Source organism: Sphingobacterium sp. UBA7249 (genome assembly GCF_002472835.1).
GTDB lineage: Bacteria > Bacteroidota > Bacteroidia > Sphingobacteriales > Sphingobacteriaceae > Sphingobacterium > Sphingobacterium prati.
Window position 1 is genome coordinate 63,986 of record NZ_DKST01000011.1, and the last position, 16,432, is coordinate 80,417.

Annotated in this window: 17 protein-coding genes; 6 read left to right on the forward strand and 11 right to left on the reverse strand. The window is 39.2% G+C overall.

Annotation, left to right across the window (positions count from 1 at the left end):
- Nucleotides 1-45: 45 nt before the first annotated feature.
- The 8 genes from B4A24_RS07065 to B4A24_RS07100 form a co-directional block, all read right to left on the reverse strand.
- Entirely contained in the window at nucleotides 46-3,510 is a 3,465-nt protein-coding gene (locus B4A24_RS07065; RefSeq protein WP_293943910.1) for a SusC/RagA family TonB-linked outer membrane protein, read from the reverse strand.
- A 117-nt stretch (nucleotides 3,511-3,627) separates the two neighbouring features.
- Nucleotides 3,628-4,611: a FecR family protein gene (locus B4A24_RS07070; protein ID WP_293943912.1), complete on the reverse strand. Its 984-nt coding sequence runs from the start codon at nucleotides 4,609-4,611 to the stop codon at nucleotides 3,628-3,630.
- A 77-nt stretch (nucleotides 4,612-4,688) separates the two neighbouring features.
- Nucleotides 4,689-5,258, reverse strand: coding sequence for an RNA polymerase sigma factor (locus B4A24_RS07075; protein ID WP_293943914.1), 570 nt, complete (start codon nucleotides 5,256-5,258; stop codon nucleotides 4,689-4,691).
- 263 nt (nucleotides 5,259-5,521) lie between these two features.
- Nucleotides 5,522-5,734 carry a hypothetical protein gene (locus B4A24_RS07080; protein ID WP_293943916.1) on the reverse strand — a complete coding sequence of 71 codons (213 nt, stop codon included), beginning with the start codon at nucleotides 5,732-5,734 and terminating at the stop codon, nucleotides 5,522-5,524.
- Between the two features lie 38 nt (nucleotides 5,735-5,772).
- Nucleotides 5,773-5,961, reverse strand: coding sequence for a PD-(D/E)XK nuclease family transposase (locus B4A24_RS07085; RefSeq protein WP_293943918.1), 189 nt, complete (start codon nucleotides 5,959-5,961; stop codon nucleotides 5,773-5,775).
- A gap of 26 nt (nucleotides 5,962-5,987) precedes the next feature.
- The gene (locus B4A24_RS07090) at nucleotides 5,988-6,500 is read right to left on the reverse strand and encodes a Crp/Fnr family transcriptional regulator (RefSeq protein WP_312398793.1); all 513 of its coding nucleotides are present in this window, start codon (nucleotides 6,498-6,500) and stop codon (nucleotides 5,988-5,990) included.
- Between the two features lie 66 nt (nucleotides 6,501-6,566).
- Entirely contained in the window at nucleotides 6,567-7,370 is an 804-nt protein-coding gene (locus B4A24_RS07095; RefSeq protein WP_293943921.1) for an SDR family NAD(P)-dependent oxidoreductase, read from the reverse strand.
- 198 nt (nucleotides 7,371-7,568) lie between these two features.
- Nucleotides 7,569-7,955, reverse strand: a complete 387-nt coding sequence (locus B4A24_RS07100) for a DUF3995 domain-containing protein (protein WP_349681729.1) — start codon at nucleotides 7,953-7,955, stop codon at nucleotides 7,569-7,571.
- Nucleotides 7,956-8,180: 225 nt separating this feature from the next.
- Here B4A24_RS07100 and B4A24_RS07105 point away from each other — a divergent pair, with 225 nt between their 5' ends.
- Together B4A24_RS07105 and B4A24_RS07110 are read left to right on the forward strand one after the other, a co-directional pair.
- Complete coding sequence (locus B4A24_RS07105; protein ID WP_293943923.1) at nucleotides 8,181-9,074, forward strand: helix-turn-helix domain-containing protein; 894 nt, start codon at nucleotides 8,181-8,183, stop codon at nucleotides 9,072-9,074.
- A 114-nt stretch (nucleotides 9,075-9,188) separates the two neighbouring features.
- Entirely contained in the window at nucleotides 9,189-10,316 is a 1,128-nt protein-coding gene (locus B4A24_RS07110; RefSeq protein ID WP_293943925.1) for an NADH-dependent flavin oxidoreductase, read from the forward strand.
- Nucleotides 10,317-10,537: 221 nt separating this feature from the next.
- Here the strand turns inward: B4A24_RS07110 and B4A24_RS07115 are convergent, their stop codons facing one another.
- The gene (locus B4A24_RS07115) at nucleotides 10,538-10,882 is read right to left on the reverse strand and encodes an EthD domain-containing protein (RefSeq protein ID WP_293943927.1); all 345 of its coding nucleotides are present in this window, start codon (nucleotides 10,880-10,882) and stop codon (nucleotides 10,538-10,540) included.
- Nucleotides 10,883-11,019: 137 nt separating this feature from the next.
- On the opposite strand from B4A24_RS07115, the gene B4A24_RS07120 reads away from it, so the two are divergent.
- On the forward strand, nucleotides 11,020-11,391 hold the full coding sequence (locus B4A24_RS07120) for a winged helix-turn-helix transcriptional regulator (RefSeq protein WP_293943929.1): 372 nt from the start codon (nucleotides 11,020-11,022) through the stop codon (nucleotides 11,389-11,391).
- 399 nt (nucleotides 11,392-11,790) lie between these two features.
- On the opposite strand, the gene B4A24_RS07125 is transcribed toward B4A24_RS07120, so the two are convergent.
- On the reverse strand, nucleotides 11,791-12,117 hold the full coding sequence (locus B4A24_RS07125) for a winged helix-turn-helix transcriptional regulator (RefSeq protein ID WP_293943931.1): 327 nt from the start codon (nucleotides 12,115-12,117) through the stop codon (nucleotides 11,791-11,793).
- Nucleotides 12,118-12,222: 105 nt separating this feature from the next.
- Between B4A24_RS07125 and B4A24_RS07130 the strand changes: the two genes are divergently transcribed.
- From B4A24_RS07130 to B4A24_RS07140, 3 genes are all read left to right on the forward strand, one after another.
- Nucleotides 12,223-13,206, forward strand: a complete 984-nt coding sequence (locus B4A24_RS07130) for an NADPH:quinone reductase (RefSeq protein ID WP_293943933.1) — start codon at nucleotides 12,223-12,225, stop codon at nucleotides 13,204-13,206.
- A 406-nt stretch (nucleotides 13,207-13,612) separates the two neighbouring features.
- Nucleotides 13,613-14,581 carry a helix-turn-helix domain-containing protein gene (locus tag B4A24_RS07135; protein ID WP_293943935.1) on the forward strand — a complete coding sequence of 323 codons (969 nt, stop codon included), beginning with the start codon at nucleotides 13,613-13,615 and terminating at the stop codon, nucleotides 14,579-14,581.
- A gap of 81 nt (nucleotides 14,582-14,662) precedes the next feature.
- Nucleotides 14,663-15,856, forward strand: coding sequence for an MFS transporter (locus tag B4A24_RS07140; protein ID WP_293943937.1), 1,194 nt, complete (start codon nucleotides 14,663-14,665; stop codon nucleotides 15,854-15,856).
- A gap of 36 nt (nucleotides 15,857-15,892) precedes the next feature.
- Here B4A24_RS07140 and B4A24_RS07145 read toward each other — a convergent pair whose 3' ends face one another.
- Entirely contained in the window at nucleotides 15,893-16,156 is a 264-nt protein-coding gene (locus B4A24_RS07145) for a hypothetical protein (protein ID WP_293943939.1), read from the reverse strand.
- Nucleotides 16,157-16,432: the final 276 nt, after the last annotated feature.

The following is a 16,432-nucleotide window of genomic DNA, read 5'->3' on the forward strand; positions in this document are numbered from 1 at the left end:
TCTGGCACTTACTAATAGCCGTTTATTATTTAATAGCAAATGTGGCTACAGTGAGATATTCATTCCGAATGCCCAAATCGCCTGTGAAAACATGCTTTTTCCATTTCCTAATTCTCCTAAAGTCGCCGTCTCAGGATCGAAACCGACCGGAAGCTTAGATAAAGTATAGATATTCTCACCGGAAAAATAGATACGTGCGCGCTTCAATCCGATTTTTTGGAGCATTAGCGGCGGAATGCTGTATCCGATCTGAAGATTTTTAAGACGTGCATAGGCACCATTCTGCAGATAGCGCGTTTGAACCTCTTTATTTTTGCTGTCCTGACCGGTGTTACTATAAGGACGAGGAAAATAAGCGTTCGTATTTATACCAAGTCCCGAATAGCGGTCACCTTCGGTATCCCTATAGTAATCCATGTGGTGCGGGAAGAGGGAAGATTGATTCCAGGCTCTAAAACCCCAGAATACATTGCCATCCAACCATAGATCACGCTTTCCAGTACCTTGGATAAATACCGCTATATCGATATTTTTATAGTTGGCTGTTAAATTAAGTCCAAACTGATAGCGACGGGTTGTATTACCAATGATTTTAAGGTCTCCATGGTCATTTATGGTGTTTTTGCCCTTATTGATTACTCCATCTCCATTGAGATCACGATATTCAACATCTCCCTTTTGCCAAGTCTGGCCATTGATAAATTTCTGATAGCCAGAAGCGTTGATCTCATCAGCGCGTTCCTTTGTATTGATCAAGCCAACGGTTTCATAGCCCCAGATTTCTCCAGCATCTTTGCCCACATAGTCCGTTGTCAGGATACCCGTAGGATTGGTATACTTTGTAATTATATTTTTATAGTCAAACACATTGGCCGCTATGGAATAATTAAAATCCGAGCCGACTTTTCCATTCCAGCGTAAGCTAAAATCCCAGCCTTTGGTCTTGAGTTCAGAATTATTCTCTTTGGGAATATTTGCTCCCAATACCGCTGGAAGTGCCTGAGCTGGGCCAAGACGGTCATAGGTCAAGCGTTGGTAATATTCGAATTCGGCCTGCAGACGGTTTTGTAGAAAACCCGCTTCGACGGCCATGTTCGTTGAACGAGATGATTCCCATGTGAGAAAGCGATTGACCAAGTTGGGTGCGATGGTGTATGCAGGGCGCATGCCATCAATAAGCCAACCTAAATTACTTTTGACGCCCAATAATGCGAGATCCTGATAGGCTTCAACGTTCTGATTTCCTAGTCGTCCCCAGGATCCTTTAAGCTTAAAGAAAGGAACATAAGCTTGAAGGCCAGTCCAAAATTTCTCTTTTGAAACCACCCATCCTGCTGATAGCGAAGGGAACGAGCCCCACCTTTTACCAGGAGCAAATTTCGATGTACCATCATATCGTATATTACCCTCAAAGAGATATTTGTCTGCATAATTATAATTTAAACGAGCAAAATAGCCTAATGTAGACCAATGACTAAGGGCATCGGATATCTGCATTTCACCGGTTGCAGTTGTTAAGGAAGGCACATCTGGTGTGATAAGTTCCCTTTTTAAACCACTGAGAAGGTCATAGGAATTAATTTCATTCTGAAATCCTGCAAGTGCAATAAAATGGTGATCCGTTCCAAAATCTAAATTATAGCTTGTATAAATATTAAGGGCTTTGTAGGTGGTATTGGATTTGTCTTTACTGATATAGGAAGGAACAGTAAGCGATATTGGCACGAGCGTACCATCTACTTCATCCTCATAAGCCACCTGATTGACGCCCTCATAATTGTAGATTTTATAATCTATGGAATAATCGGCATTGATTTTCCAGTTTTTAAGGGGGCTGATCTCTGTGGCCAAACGCTGAACCAGATTATTGTCCGTCAATTTTTGATACCCCGCTTTCATCTGCGGCACCCGAGAAAGTTGCGAGTAATAACCATTTGGCGATTTAAGAAAAACCTCGGGATGCGTCCTGAAAATCTGGTGAATTATCATTCCGTATCCGCCTTCACCATTGTAGATCGGTCGGTTGCGCTGTTCATTTGTCAAGCGAGTATTCGAACTGATCTTCCACCAATCCGTAATATTGGCATCAAGCTTAGCCTGAAAATTGTAGCGTTTATACTTATCATCGACGATTCTGAAAACCCCTTTTTCGGATGCATGTCCAAGAGACAAAAAATAGGCCATGTCTTTTGATCCTCCTTTGACAGATAAATTTTCCTGCATCCGGCGTCCATTGCCATAATGGATATCTATCCAGTCATTATTGCCGTTTGAGAATTGATAGGTGGACCACTTCTTCGGATTGTTGGCATCAGGCACGGTCTCAGGTAATGAGGGATCATCTATATACGCTATGATCCTGTCGATCGTAGATTCTGAAAACAATCTGGCAACCCCCTGGTTGTCATGCATTTCATTCATGGCGCGGGCAAACGTGTAGGAATCAACCATTTTCGGTTTATTGATAATGGTTGTAGGTCCGCCATTCATCGAAAAATCAATCTGAGGTTTCTGATTAGCTTTCCCTGATTTGGTTGTTATCAGCAACACTCCATAAGGTGCACGGGCGCCATAAATTGCCGAAGCAGCTGCATCTTTTAAGATAGAAACACTTTCAACAGTGTTCGGATCGATGGTATTAATATCTCCGGCGGTGCCATCGATCAGGACATACGGACTACCTTGCCCCCGGATCTGTACCGACGGTGCAGCGCCGGGTTCAAAACCATTGTTACCATATGCGATGGTCAGACCACTGACTGTTCCATAAAGTGATTGGGAAACGTTGTTTACCGGTCGATCCTGCAAACGTTTTCCATCGACAACCGCAACTGATCCCGTAAGATTAACTTTCTTTTGAACACCATATCCCACAACGACCACCTCATCGAGTTCACGTGCCAGGCCATTTTCCAAACGGATCACGAGATCCTCTGTGCGCTCATTCGTCACCAAGGTATCCACCGCCTTGAAACCCATAAAATGCACGGATAAGGTGTCTGAAGGAAAAATTGAATGGAGCAAAAATACCCCCTTATCATCACTTTTGGATTTTGTATTGGCACGCTTTAAATTTAAGGTAGCGCCCGAAACGGGCATACCAAATGGATCAACGACTTTTCCAGAAATGGATCTTCCCTCTTGCTGTGGCTGCCGGGCTAGAACAAAGCCACTATCCGTTTTTTTTACCTGAATACCGTACGGTGTTAGCAGTCTTCGTAAGACCTGCTCCAAGGACTCATTTTTAGTCTCGAATTTGCCAATACTTATATTTTTTAGGCCAAGGCTCTCCGTGAAAGAAATATCTATATTGGACTTTTTTTGCAGGTCAACGATGACCTGCCGTAATGTCGTCTTCTGATAGTTCTGGTTGTATAGCTTGCCTTTTTCCTGTGCAAATGTATTGTTCCAGGGAACGCTGCCGGAAAACAGCAGCAACGCCCCGCCAAGGGTTAAAGAAAAGTATTTGTTGCTTCTTTTTTCTTTTCTTATTAGTTTTTTGTTAATCATTTGTTAATTTTGTGTTGATTAAAGGTTTTACATCCATGAAACCGATTATGGAATCGGGTCAGATAGATTCCATAATTTTCTGTAAAGGGTCTTACACTATGTGAGCCCTTTTTATTTTTAGTATAAAATGATCTCTTTACCCTCCTGCTTATTTTTAATACTGATTTTTTTCCCGGTCAATAACTGAATCTCTTCTAATGCGGTGGTCATAGTTTTGGATTGTCGGAAATTAATATTATAACGATCTTTCAATAATTTCTCGTCGGCCGTACTGAGTGTGAATCCATAGAAATTCTTAAAATTTTGGTTCAATTCTTCGAAGCTGGCCTGATCTAGCTTAACATGGTCGGATAACCAGGATGATTCTAAATCATACTCAGCATTGGTTAATTTATAACCACTAGACTTGCGATCATAGACTATATTTTCATCTGGCGTCAGTGTGCGCAGGTTTTTCTCGTTATTGTCAACTTGAACCTTACCCGTGCGCACGGATACGGATGTATTGTGGATATCAGGATAAGCTTTGACATTAAAACTGGTACCTAGCACTCTGATATGCAGTCCACCGCCGTGCACGGTAAATGGCCTGGATGGATCTTTTTTGACATCAAAGAAAGCCTCGCCATGGAGATTCACATCCCGTAGTTGGTCATAGTCACCGACAGTTAAACTTGAATTGGCATTCAGGATGACTTTCGTACCATCGTTCAGGACGACCGTTTTCCGTTCAGCAGTACCGGTGGATATGGTTCCTTTATTGAGGTGTACAATTTTAATCGGTTTGATCAGACTGTCAATCTGCGACTCTGAAAAATATTGATGATATAAAACGATTGAAAACATAAACAACACGACACTCGCCACAGCGACATATATAAGGTGTCGTCGGTTGGTCAATGGCTTATCTGTGTATTCAGAGGCAGCCCAAACAATCCGCTGCTTAAGATTTTCGCGATCCGGAATAAAATCTATTTCTGAATCTTTGTTTTTTTGCTGCCCCAAGGATTCATACCAATATTCCACAACAAATTTCTCCGCAGCACTCGCTGTACCTTCCTGGTACTTCTTGATTAGTTTTTTTAATTGGTTTTGATCCACTGGTAATCCTTTCTAGATGTGTTCTTTCTAGTAAGACAGTTGGTCACAATCAAAAGTATGTAAGGAATAAAAAAAAATTACTTGATCAGCAAAAAAGAAAGCATTACTGTCAGTGAACGGGCGAATTCGGGATGACGCTCTATTAACATGGCTTTAATACGGCGATGCATTTCTGCACTGTATCCTTTTACTGTCTGCTCAGCCAATCCTAAAGCGACAGCAATCTCTTTGAGGGTAAAATCTTCATTGCGTAGTTTAAAAATCTTTTGCATGTGATCCGGTAACTCGCTCAAAATTTCCGAAAACAATGTGTTTAGATCTTTTTCGATCAAAAGATTGACCAAGGAGAGATCTACGACTTCAAGGTTTGCCGCAAGTTTATTTTTCACATCCTGACGAAGCTTGGCCTTCGCAAAATAATTCATAATTTTATTCCGCAGGGATACATAGAGGTAATTGTAGACCGGACCATGAACAACAATGGACTCTCTTTTGATCCAGAGATTGATAAAGAGATCCTGTACGAGATCTTCCGCATCCTGCAGATTTCCAATTTTTAGGAAAGCAGTCTGTGTCAGCTTGTCGGTATGGGTATTCACCAACATTTCAAAATCTGAAATATCTTTGATCAACAATTTTGGTTTCATAATTTAATTGCTGGCTTAATTAGTTATAACATTGCTGTTCCTAATCAAACATACTGGATTTTTTTCGCATTAAAAGTCAAGTCCTCAAAACAAACGTTTGCGTAAATTTTCATTTTATCACTTTCTGAATACAAATCTTGTCTAGGTTGTTTTAAGAAATTTTATCCCACAAAAAAAATAACGTGTATAATATCAAAAGCAGAAGCAAGTATAATACTGAAATTTAATTGTCGAATAGACATGGAATGGATATATCGGAAAATTTAACAATGGGTAAAAGCCATTGCTTTTTCGCGCGCTCGCTTCAATAGCTCTTCCTGACTACTTCGGATACTCTCGGCATCCCATTTATTCCTTAAACTTGCGTTGTACATCTCTCGTTCCTCAGGTTTTAGTTTGCTATACCCTGCTAACTGAAATAACTTCTCCAAAATAGGCTTCCGCAAATATTTTGAAAGTCCCTTCAGCGAGGACATATTTTTGAGTATATAAAGCCAACGATCTAAATCGTTATCTAACTGCGCTGCACTTCAATAATAAAACGTTCTCCATTGTCTGCCGTACAGGTTAGATCAAAAATAACGGTACCAATATCCTCTATATCCCCCACACGCTCATTTTTATTATAATATAAATCAGCAATAACTTTGCGACCTCCAAACACCTCGTTTAAGAAAGCGATGAGAAGATCCTTATTGGTCAAACGGGCGGATCACCCGATTTTAAAGTTTATTTATTTATACTTTTCCTGATCCTGCTTAACGAGGTTGCTGTAATACCTAAATATGAAGCGATATAAATAAGTGGTATCCTGTTTGCTAAATTGCGAAAGTTTTTCAGGAAATCTAAATATCGGTTTTTGGCGTCGGTATTTAATTTTGGCTGCACTAAATTCACTTTATCCAACAGTGTTTTTATAGCAATTTTATGGATGATTCTATCCCAATCAATTATGGTGGTAGACAACTCATTGAAGCTTTCGTATGAGAATGAAATTAGCTTGCAATCTGTAACCGCTCGTATGTAAATCATGGAAGTGATTTTGTTGTTGAAACTTTCCAGATCCACAACAAAATGGTTTTCGTCTACAAAATGATGAACGATTTCGTCGCCTTTATTATTATAGTAACAAATCATCAAAACGCCTTCTTGCACATATGCAATTTGGCGAGCAACTTTTCCGGCTTCTGAAAAATATTCGCCTTTCGGTAGGAATTTTTCTTCCGCTTTGGCTTTGATCAAATCAATCTGATTTTGATTCAATTGCCCGAATTGCAATAAATAACTAATCAGTTCTTCCATATTATTCTATTCAAAAAAAAGTTTTTTCGTATCATCCATTACAGCTTCCAAACCTTCTCTTTTAAGCCGTTCGCATTTTTCTATGGCGTCATTCCCTGCAAAGTAATGTAATTGTTTTTTATTATCCGTCACCGCTTGATAAACAACCACTGCAATGTCTTCTGGTTTATCTGCAACTGTATCTGCATCGGACATTAGCTTGCCTATATAATTATTGAAATCTGCCTGATAGTCTGGCTCAAATGCCATTTGGGCATTGCCTAAGAAGGATGTTTGCATAGAACTTGGCACTATCGTCTTAATCGAAATACCAACTTTCTCCAATTCAAAACTCATACTTGCCGTCCACATTTCCAAAGCTGCTTTAGTTGCGCCATAAACAGCTATAAAAGGCTCAGGAATATAAGCAGCAATAGAACTCGTTGAAATAATAATGCCATTTTTTCTCTTTTTGAAATAAGCAAGAATGGCTTTGGTAACAAGAATTGTTCCTAAAAAATTAGTGTTGATCTGTCGTTCGATTTGCTCAGCAGATATTGCTTCCAAATCACCTCCGAGCGCATACCCGGCATTGTTAAACAATACATCGACAGGACTTATTTGCTCAGCTTTTGTAATAACATCTTTAATTTGATCTGGGTTACAGATGTCCAATTCCAAAAGATGTACATTGGGAAATTGAGAAAGTTCTGTTTCTTTTTCTCTGTCTCTTATGGTTGCGATTACTGTCCAATCTTTTGATGCAAATAATTTGGCCGTTGCTTTTCCTAGTCCTGACGACGCTCCAGTAATAAAAATTGTCTTGTTCATTTTTTTGTTTTTAATTTCTATTACAAAGAACAAACATTAAAAACTGTGTGGACTTGCCAAATGATAAGAACTGATTTTGTAGATAAGCCAATAAATCGAATTTTTGCGATAACCTCCATCTTTTGCCACAAACAAAAATTGGATAACCTTATTGACTATCCGATTTTTACTCAAATATATGCAGTAGCCTAGTTTTTGCTAAGTGATAAACTCCCACCCGGCAGCGAATGCAAGAAATATATGGGAGAACGATAGAAATAGGCATAATGGGATATAGATATAAGTATCACGAGTAGCAAAAGCTGATTGTCGAAATTTTTTAAAAAGTCCCACATACTTAAATTCGCCAATAAAACGAAGAAAAAATAAAACTCCTATTCCAAACATGCAGTATCTGAGATTGGTGCTATCCACTGCTAGATCTAATGTCCCGATAAAACCAAGATTGATCAATGCAAAAATTAACAGACCCACTCCGACCAAAATAGTCCCCGGCCATCTTGGGGTAAATAACTTTCTTCCATTTAGGTCGGTAGGAATAACAGCATTAATCGCCCATTGCCCCCCCCAGAGCCCAGAAGAAATGGATCAAAGCTAAAAATAAAAGTATGCTCGTGATGATAATAGATAATACAAAAATCATAGGGTAAAGATAAAATAATGTTTGAGCTACAACCGTTTTTATATTATTTTTTGATGGAAGACAACGTTCTCGTAAAAATGTGCTACAATCTACTACTTTTGTATCCAACCCGTGTAATTAAAAATTCGAAATTTGCAGAGTAATCAATAATGAATGAATTTTTGGCTATGAAACATTATAAAGACATTACTAGTTTTAGCAGAGATATCGGGGTGGATGATCCGGAACATCCCCTTTTCAGCGTTACTTTCGGACATAAAAGTGATGGAAGCATTGAGGATATCGTTTTCACTGCGGATTTTTATATCATTTCTTTCCAGACATTTGTTTCGGGCAATATCACTTACGGTAAAAAAGAGTTCGACCACGAGCGGGGAAAGATGATTTTCTTCAGACCAAATCAGATCGTGACTTTCAAAAATGTTAAGTCGGAGGATGGTTGTTTTTTAATAACAATCAAGGAGGACTTTTTATTAGGAACATCTCTATTTCATGAGATGAAAAATTATGGTTATTTTGATTACGAAACCAATGAAGCGCTATACTTAGCGCCTAGTGAAGAAGAAACGATCTGGAATCTGGTGCGCACAATGCACAAAGAGTCGTACAATAATACTGATGCTTATAGCAAAGCTATCCTCCTTGCACATCTGGGAACATTGCTTACCTATTCACAACGATTTTATAAAAGGCAGTTTATCAATCGTATAGAAACTATTGGTGCTTATGCCAACAGATTTCAGCAAACGCTGGATACATATTACAATGAAAATAAAGCTCGCCAATCAGGGCTTCCGACAGTTTCTTATATGGCAGACAAATTTAATGTCTCTTCTCGTTATCTGAGTGACCTTCTAAAACAGGAAACCGGAAAAACGGCTCTTGAACTGATACATATCCACTTAATTAAAGAAGCTAAAAATCTTTTGAGAGAAGGCAAGATGAATATTTCGGAAATTTCTTATTCTTTAGGATTTGAAAATCCCAATTATTTTGCAAGATTGTTTAAAAAAGAGGTGGGAATTCCCCCTAATGTTTTCAGAGATAATTATCTAAATTAAATTTCATATCAGATGTTTTTTACCTGCAGGCGACTGGGGTTAGCTACGCTTTTGCCCTAAGATTGATACGGCACACAAATTATCAACAATATTGAAATCTATAAAAAAATCATAATGAATACAGAAACAAAGCAATTATTCGAAGCTTTTACATTTAAAAACGGAATCGAAACTAAAAACAGGGTTGCGATGGCACCTATGACAACTTGGGCTAGCAATGATGATTATACCGTAGCGGATGATGAAATCAAACATTATGAGGCTCGCAGCGGAAATGTAGGAATTGTAATTACAGGTTGTACCAGAGTAATGGCAAACGGAATTGGATTCACTAATGAATATGCCTCTTATGATGACTCTTTCTTACCTGGTCTTGCAAAATTGGCCAAAGCTGCAAAAAAAGGTGGTGCTCCGGCGATACTTCAGATCTACCATGCAGGAAACAAGGCCGTGGTGGAACTTATTGAGGATAATGTCCCTGTCAGTGCAAGCGCCGTGGCATTGGTACCATCGGCATTTTATAAAGGAGGTGTAGTACCACATGAACTTTCGCACGATGAAATTCTGGAATTGATAAAAGCATTCGGAGAAACGACACGACGGGCTATAGAAGCGGGTTTTGACGGAATAGAATTGCATGGAGCGCACGGTTTCCTGCTGCAGAATTTTTTCTCACCATATTACAACCAACGAACCGATCATTGGGGTGGATCTAAAGAAAAACGGATGAACTTTGCCTTGGCAGTAATTAAAGAGATTCAGAATGTTATCAGAACGTATGCAGACAGGCCATTTCTGATAGGATTCAGAATATCTGCTGAAGAGCCTGAAAGTTACAGGGTAAGAGATACATTCCCTTTTATCGACAAACTGATTGAATCAGGTATCGATTATCTTCATGTCTCATTGTTCAATCTGATTCACCAGAAGCCCATTGATGAAGAAAGCGGAAATACTACTATATTGGAATTTATTCTCAATCACGTAGATCAAAGAATCCCTGTGATCTCTGCTGGAGGTATTAAACAAGCCAGTGATGCTATTGAAGCAATAGATATGGGATTGTCGTTGGTTGCTGTCGGACACGGGCTAATCATTAATCCGGATTGGGTTAAACTTGTAGCTGATGGAAAAAAAGCGAATGAAAGCTTAAGTATGTCCAGAGCAGATGAGCTTGCTGTTCCTAAAAAATTACAGGAATTCATAAAAGTTGCTACAGGATTTTTCCAGGTTGCCGACTAACTTATTCAATCTTTGAATAATAAAAACAACATCCGCACAGAGCGGATGTTGTTTTTGAATCTCAAGAAGGATGCTAATAAGCCTTATTTCCCAACATGGCACACACCTACAGACTGACCTCACTAAAGAATTTTGAATGGTCTTACACATTAACCGAATTTGGGATTTCCAATCGAAATGAAGTATTTTTTAGACTACGTGCGGCATTAATAGGTTACTAATCATACACCAGCTTTAATGATTGTCTCATTATTGGCCATTGCAAGATAATTTTCATTATCAAAAAAATTGGGTTCATCGGGACGAACCTTTGTTAAATAATTTTCCGAGTTGAAGAAGGTGTTGAAATCCTCAAACGAGTCAAACGAGATTTCTACTACAGCATCGTATAAAGGCTTAGGGAAGCCTTCTGCAACTATTGGGTGGTTTACTACATACTTTCTAACATATAGTTTTGTTTCGGGGATGGAACAGAATAAAGGAGCGTGATGATTTTTATGATAATCTATAAATTCTTCAAGGCTCAGGCTTGGCAGCTTCTGTACTAAAAATGTGAATTTGATCATTGTCTATTTATAATTTTATTTTGTGTAAAAGTAGAATGCTTTCTTTTACCGAACAATTACGCATAAATTTATGCGTATAGTGCCAGCTGCTGCCTGTTAAAAAAAAATGTAATTTTACAGTGGCAAAATCATTATTTATGTATCAAAAGAAAACACCCGTACAGCTTGATTGCGGATTGCAGTTTTTCAAAGAACTTCTGAATGGAAAATGGAAACTGATGCTTGTTTATTATATCTCCCAAAACCTCAAACGCCCAAGTGAATTACAACGCAAAATTCCAAATGCTGACAGAAGAGTAATGGATAAACAATTGCAGGAATTAGTATTGCACGGATTCATCAATAAAAAAACTTTCCACACCAAAGTTCCTAAAGTTGAATATGAACTCACTGAACTTGGCGAAAAACTCTTACCATTGATTTTAACTATTGAACAATGGGGCGAAGAAAACCGATTGGTGCTTAATAAAGCAATGGAAAAGGATCCAAAATTTGAGCATGTTGTCTGATTGTGATTTGACAATGCGTCTGCATCCAATGGATCAATATCATCAATCTTAAAGCTATCTACTATCTCCTGCAGATCTGCCATTTTGCTTTCATATTCTGACCGGCAATCCTCCCCTGCTTCAACCTGTCTTTGAAGGTCTTTACATTCCTGCATAAGTTCAGGCACAACAGCACAATCATTAGAACGGAGTTCAAATTCATATCCCAAATAAACCAAAATCAGCAAGGGGGCAAGATGCTCCTGAATTACGCCCTGCGTTATTTTTGAGGGGTCAACATCTGCCGGAGTGGCATACGATAACGCAAAGGAATCGCGCATACACTCCAATACCACGTACCGGAATTAAGGGGGCAATTTACTCCGAAATATGCACTAACTATTAAAGGTGTCTTTTTTATTATATTCCTGTCAGATACTCTTCTCCCCACATCTTCATAGCAATTAATAACGGACTTAAGGATTTGCCTTTTTCAGTAAGATTATATTCAACTTTTGGAGGCATCTCATCAAATACTGTACGGTTAATTATTCCGTTAGTTTCGAGCTCTCTTAATTGCAGGGTCAGTGAGCGTTGTGTGACACCACCTATCAATCGTTTTAATTCACCAAATCTTTTTGTTCCACTTAACAGGTAGTGGATAATCAGGGGCTTCCATTTACCCCCGGCAATCTCAATTGTTACCTCAACTGCGCAGCGATAGTTATCCTTTCTTAGTGTATTCATGTCATTAAATTGTAATAGTATACTAATTATACTAAGGTATCAACAATGTGCCTACTTGACAACTATATCGCAATAAATTAGTTTTGCTGATCAATCTATAACAACATGAAAATAGCATATTATGAAAAGTTAGGCCGCGCTGCCGATGTATTGAAAATTAGCGAAGTTGAAAAACCAAAACCGGGTCCTGACGAAGTTCTGGTTAGAATATACTTCTCAGGATTAAACCCAACAGATATTAAAGCTAGAACTGGATTTTCCAAAGGGATGCCGTTTCCTAGAATCATTCCTCATCAGGATGGAGCAGGAGTAATTGAAGAAGTTGGTGAAAATGTTTCTAACACCCGACTTGGCGAAAGAGTTTGGTTATATGAAACTCAATATGGCAGGGCGAATGGCACAGCTGCTGAATATGTAGCTGTGCAAAGCAAAAATGCCGTATTCCTCCCAGATAATGTATCATTTGAAGTTGGGGCGTCATTAGGAATCCCTGCCTTGACGGCTTACAGATGTTTATTTGCTGATGGAGATTTGAATGGTGGAAAGGTGTTGGTACACGGTGGCGCAGGTGTTGTTGGTAATGCAGCAATACTTTTGGCCAAATCTGCAGGAGCCTGGGTGGCAGCAACAGTCTTAAACGATAAACAAGCTAAACAAGCAACTGAAGCCGGAGCAGATTTGGTGATGCGCAGATTTGATGATGATGTGGCTAAACTTATCGAAAATCATACTCAAAGCAAAGGAGTAGATAGAATTGTAGATGTTAGCTTAATCTCAAATTTAGATTTGAATATTTCTTGCTTGTCACAAAGCGGCGTTATAAGTGCTTATGCAACTCCTGATGCTGACTCAATAGTTGAAGTTCCATTATTGAAAGCAATGATGCACGGCTGTGTTTTTCGTTTCGTATATATATACAATGTACCTGAAAATGAAAAGCTTAAATCGGTAGTAGAAGTAAATAAGTTACTCTCGTTGGGTTTATATAATCCTAAAATAGGAAAAAAATATAAATTCACTGAAATTATAGCTGCACATGAAGCATTGGAATCAGGTGAAATTATTGGAAAAATATTATTGGAGATTTAAAAGAATAATCATTGGTACGTTTAAGTCACCAGCGATTGCAGGTAGTCGGCAAATATGGATGCAGCATAATCGCTAACAAAAAGTGCAGCAAAAAAAAAGTTTGATCAAGGAATACATATTTCCTGCCTCCAAGCAGAAGTCCTGAAGTAGTTTATTAAACTTTGTCGTCAACAAAACAGACAAGGTTTAATGAACTATTATTTGAACAAAATTATTGATGATCCAAAAGGAAGAGAATTTATATCCTCAAATTTCTTTGTAGAACAGTTTATAGTGGACCACATTGCATGCTTCTCAATAGGATTATGGAAGTTTGTTGCATTTCTGATAACACCGGAAATGCGAAACGCATCAAATTGTAGCGGGGATTTTTTGCTTAAATTTGGAATAGATTCTTAAATGATTTATGGCAAAGAAAAATACACAGCCTTATATTCCCTGGCTCGATAAAATCTCCGACTTCTTCGATACTTTCCAGATCGGGAAAGCAGAGAATAATTTTTTTACCATTATGCGGATGGAAGACCAGGCAAAAGGCAAATTGTTGTTCATGCCGCTCTTTCGTGGGAATTTTTTCCGACTCGTCATTTGCAAAACACCGGGGCTTCGGTTCCTGTTACCCGAAGATACCGTCAATACTTCCGCGAACAGTATCTATTTTGCCTATCCGGGCAAAATAGAAAGTTGGCAACGTGTGGAAACCATATACGGTTACCTCGTTTGTTTTACGCCTGAATTTGCCGGAATAGACCCCCTGAAACCCATGTTTGAAAAAGACTACCCCTTCTTCATGAACGGAGCAAATTCAATTTTGAGATTGTCGCAGGAAGATATGGATACAATAGGGCTTACAGCCGAAACGCTACTCAGTGAAATGAAATCCGGTCATGCCGATAATTTTGAAATGATACAACCTTTGTTAAAGGTGCTGCTTATTCATGTCCGTCGCCTGTACTATAAAGATAAAGAGGCAAAAACAGATTTTCAGTTAAAGCAGGCGTCCCTTATGATCAGGTTCAGGAAAGTGTTGAATGCTTATGCTATCGATGCCCCAGACAAAAGAAATGAACGAAAGCCAACTGTAAGAAATATCGCAGGTGAACTGCACTTAACCCCCAGTCATTTGAACTTTCTTGTCAAAAAATATACTGGGCACACTGCTTTATACCATATCAATGAAAAGATATTGCTGGAGGCAAAAAGTTTGTTGACACATACGGATCTACAAGTGTCGGAAATAGCTGACCTGCTGCAATTCAATGAAGCAGCTTATTTTAACCGGTTCTTTAAGAAAATGACCGGCATAACACCCACAGCTTACCGGGATGATGCCCTTCAGCTCATGCGGCGGCCGCTCGATAACCAAAATCGATAAAAAGTCCAACCATTGCCCGAATAGGTATAAGCCGTATTCTTTTCATCTTCCCGAAATTTGTATTATCAAACAAAGAAAAGAATGAACGGATTAAATAAGGGAGTCAGTACGGCTGCACAGGTGTCCATGCTCCCGGTCTATATGTTATCGTTGGCAACTTTCGTTGTCATGTTCCAAGGCTTCATGGTGGCACCGCTGCTGCCTACGTTGTCCGAACAGTTCGGCACTAATGTTCGGCACGTCAGTTTTATCGAGCCTGCATACCTGCTCGGGTATGGCTTTTTTACATTAGTGTATGCTCCCCTTAGCGACCGCTTTGGCAGGTTCCGTATAGTTGCTTTTTGTCTCATTACGTTTTCCTTGTTTACGCTGTTGACGGCTTTTGTAGACGGAACCAACCAGATGATTTTCCTCAGATTATTGACAGGCATCGGTGCTGCCGGTATTGCCCCTACAACCATTAGTTGGATCAGTGATACATATCCTTACGAAAAGCGCGGCCACGCCCTTGGGATCTTCTTCGGCAACGTGGCTGGGGGTACGGCTTTTGGGGCCAGCACCGGGGGATTAATTACTTCTCTGATAGGCTGGCAATGGCTTTTTGTAGGGGTAGCAATTATCGGTTTGATTATTTTTGCCCTGATATTGATAAAGCAAAAAAACATCTTCGGACAAAGGGAAACTGTGGCAAAAAGTAGGGATAATATTTTGCTGTCTTTCCGTAGTATCTTGTCGACCAGAAGGGCAAGGCGTACCTATTTTTATGTATTGTTCAACGGTATGTTCCATAGCGGCATTTTCGCCTGGCTGGGCTATTTCTTCTACACCAATTACGGCTTGAACCAACTTCATATCGGTCTTGCCTTATTAGGTTATGGTATTCCGGGGCTATTGCTTGGAGCATTGCTAGGCAGGCTCGCCGACCACTACGGAAGAAACAAAATAATACCTTTAGGCTTATTCCTGGGAGCATTCACCGTGCTGCTGCTAAGCCAGCATTTCAGTCTTGCAGCTTCCTGTGTTTTGGTAGCATTGTTGTCTCTAGGATTTGATTTATCCCATCCCCTGTTTGCTGCAATTGCCACTACATTCAGCTCCAAAAAAGGCGCTGCTACAGGACTTTTCGCTTTTTTCCTTTTCTCAGGCTATGGTCTTGGGAGCCTGATATTGAGCCTGATCGTCAATATCGGTCTGGACAGGGCATATCAGCTATTTGGCGTTAGTATGTTGGTTGCCGCTCTTTGTTCGATATTTGTTTTCAGAAAAGAGAAGTAATTGAAATTGTCTATCAAATTCTTTTATTAAAGCAGCCTATATTTCACTCCACATCTTTAAAATTCCTTTTTCAATAACGAAATCCGGAATTTGATAACCATTATGCTTGCCCTGGTTTTCAGCAGGATACTGCGGTTCGATGATTTTATCTGAGACCGCGAAAGTTAGCTTCCAGTTGGGTTGAGAAAGGAAAATTTGCAATCTTAACGGTCTTGTTTCATCTACGGTATCCATTTTTACGTTTACTTTATCCAATTTTCCATCGTGATTTAAGCTCCACTTTCCTCTCCAACCTGACAAGTATAATTGTTTTTATCTTTTTATACTGTGGGATAACAAATTCATTGGGGCTGAAATTAAAATGAATATAACCTAGCAATAAAAATTTCAGTAAATTTTGCTGTGTTATGCGATTGAGCGCTCTAGTGTTTTTCTGTTTTAATTAAATGACCTTTTTCGTCGTAAAACCTCCAATCACCCGTTTCCTTTTCTCTCATTTAATAATCGCTTTCAGTAGATTTATATTCGCAAAGATTCGCTAGTTTCATTATTCTCCCTTAGTCAGCTTTTTAATGA

What these genes read in the sequence shown, in the direction of transcription:
- B4A24_RS07065 (WP_293943910.1), bottom strand. Translation starts at nt 3,510, where the DNA reads ATGATTAACAAAAAACTAATAAGAAAAGAAAAAAGAAGCAACAAATAC.
- B4A24_RS07075 (WP_293943914.1), bottom strand. Translation starts at nt 5,258, where the DNA reads ATGAAACCAAAATTGTTGATCAAAGATATTTCAGATTTTGAAATGTTG.
- B4A24_RS07080 (WP_293943916.1), bottom strand. Translation starts at nt 5,734, where the DNA reads ATGTCCTCGCTGAAGGGACTTTCAAAATATTTGCGGAAGCCTATTTTG.
- B4A24_RS07095 (WP_293943921.1), bottom strand. Translation starts at nt 7,370, where the DNA reads ATGAACAAGACAATTTTTATTACTGGAGCGTCGTCAGGACTAGGAAAA.
- B4A24_RS07105 (WP_293943923.1), top strand. Translation starts at nt 8,181, where the DNA reads ATGAAACATTATAAAGACATTACTAGTTTTAGCAGAGATATCGGGGTG.
- B4A24_RS07110 (WP_293943925.1), top strand. Translation starts at nt 9,189, where the DNA reads ATGAATACAGAAACAAAGCAATTATTCGAAGCTTTTACATTTAAAAAC.
- B4A24_RS07115 (WP_293943927.1), bottom strand. Translation starts at nt 10,882, where the DNA reads ATGATCAAATTCACATTTTTAGTACAGAAGCTGCCAAGCCTGAGCCTT.
- B4A24_RS07120 (WP_293943929.1), top strand. Translation starts at nt 11,020, where the DNA reads ATGTATCAAAAGAAAACACCCGTACAGCTTGATTGCGGATTGCAGTTT.
- B4A24_RS07125 (WP_293943931.1), bottom strand. Translation starts at nt 12,117, where the DNA reads ATGAATACACTAAGAAAGGATAACTATCGCTGCGCAGTTGAGGTAACA.
- B4A24_RS07130 (WP_293943933.1), top strand. Translation starts at nt 12,223, where the DNA reads ATGAAAATAGCATATTATGAAAAGTTAGGCCGCGCTGCCGATGTATTG.
- B4A24_RS07135 (WP_293943935.1), top strand. Translation starts at nt 13,613, where the DNA reads ATGGCAAAGAAAAATACACAGCCTTATATTCCCTGGCTCGATAAAATC.
- B4A24_RS07140 (WP_293943937.1), top strand. Translation starts at nt 14,663, where the DNA reads ATGAACGGATTAAATAAGGGAGTCAGTACGGCTGCACAGGTGTCCATG.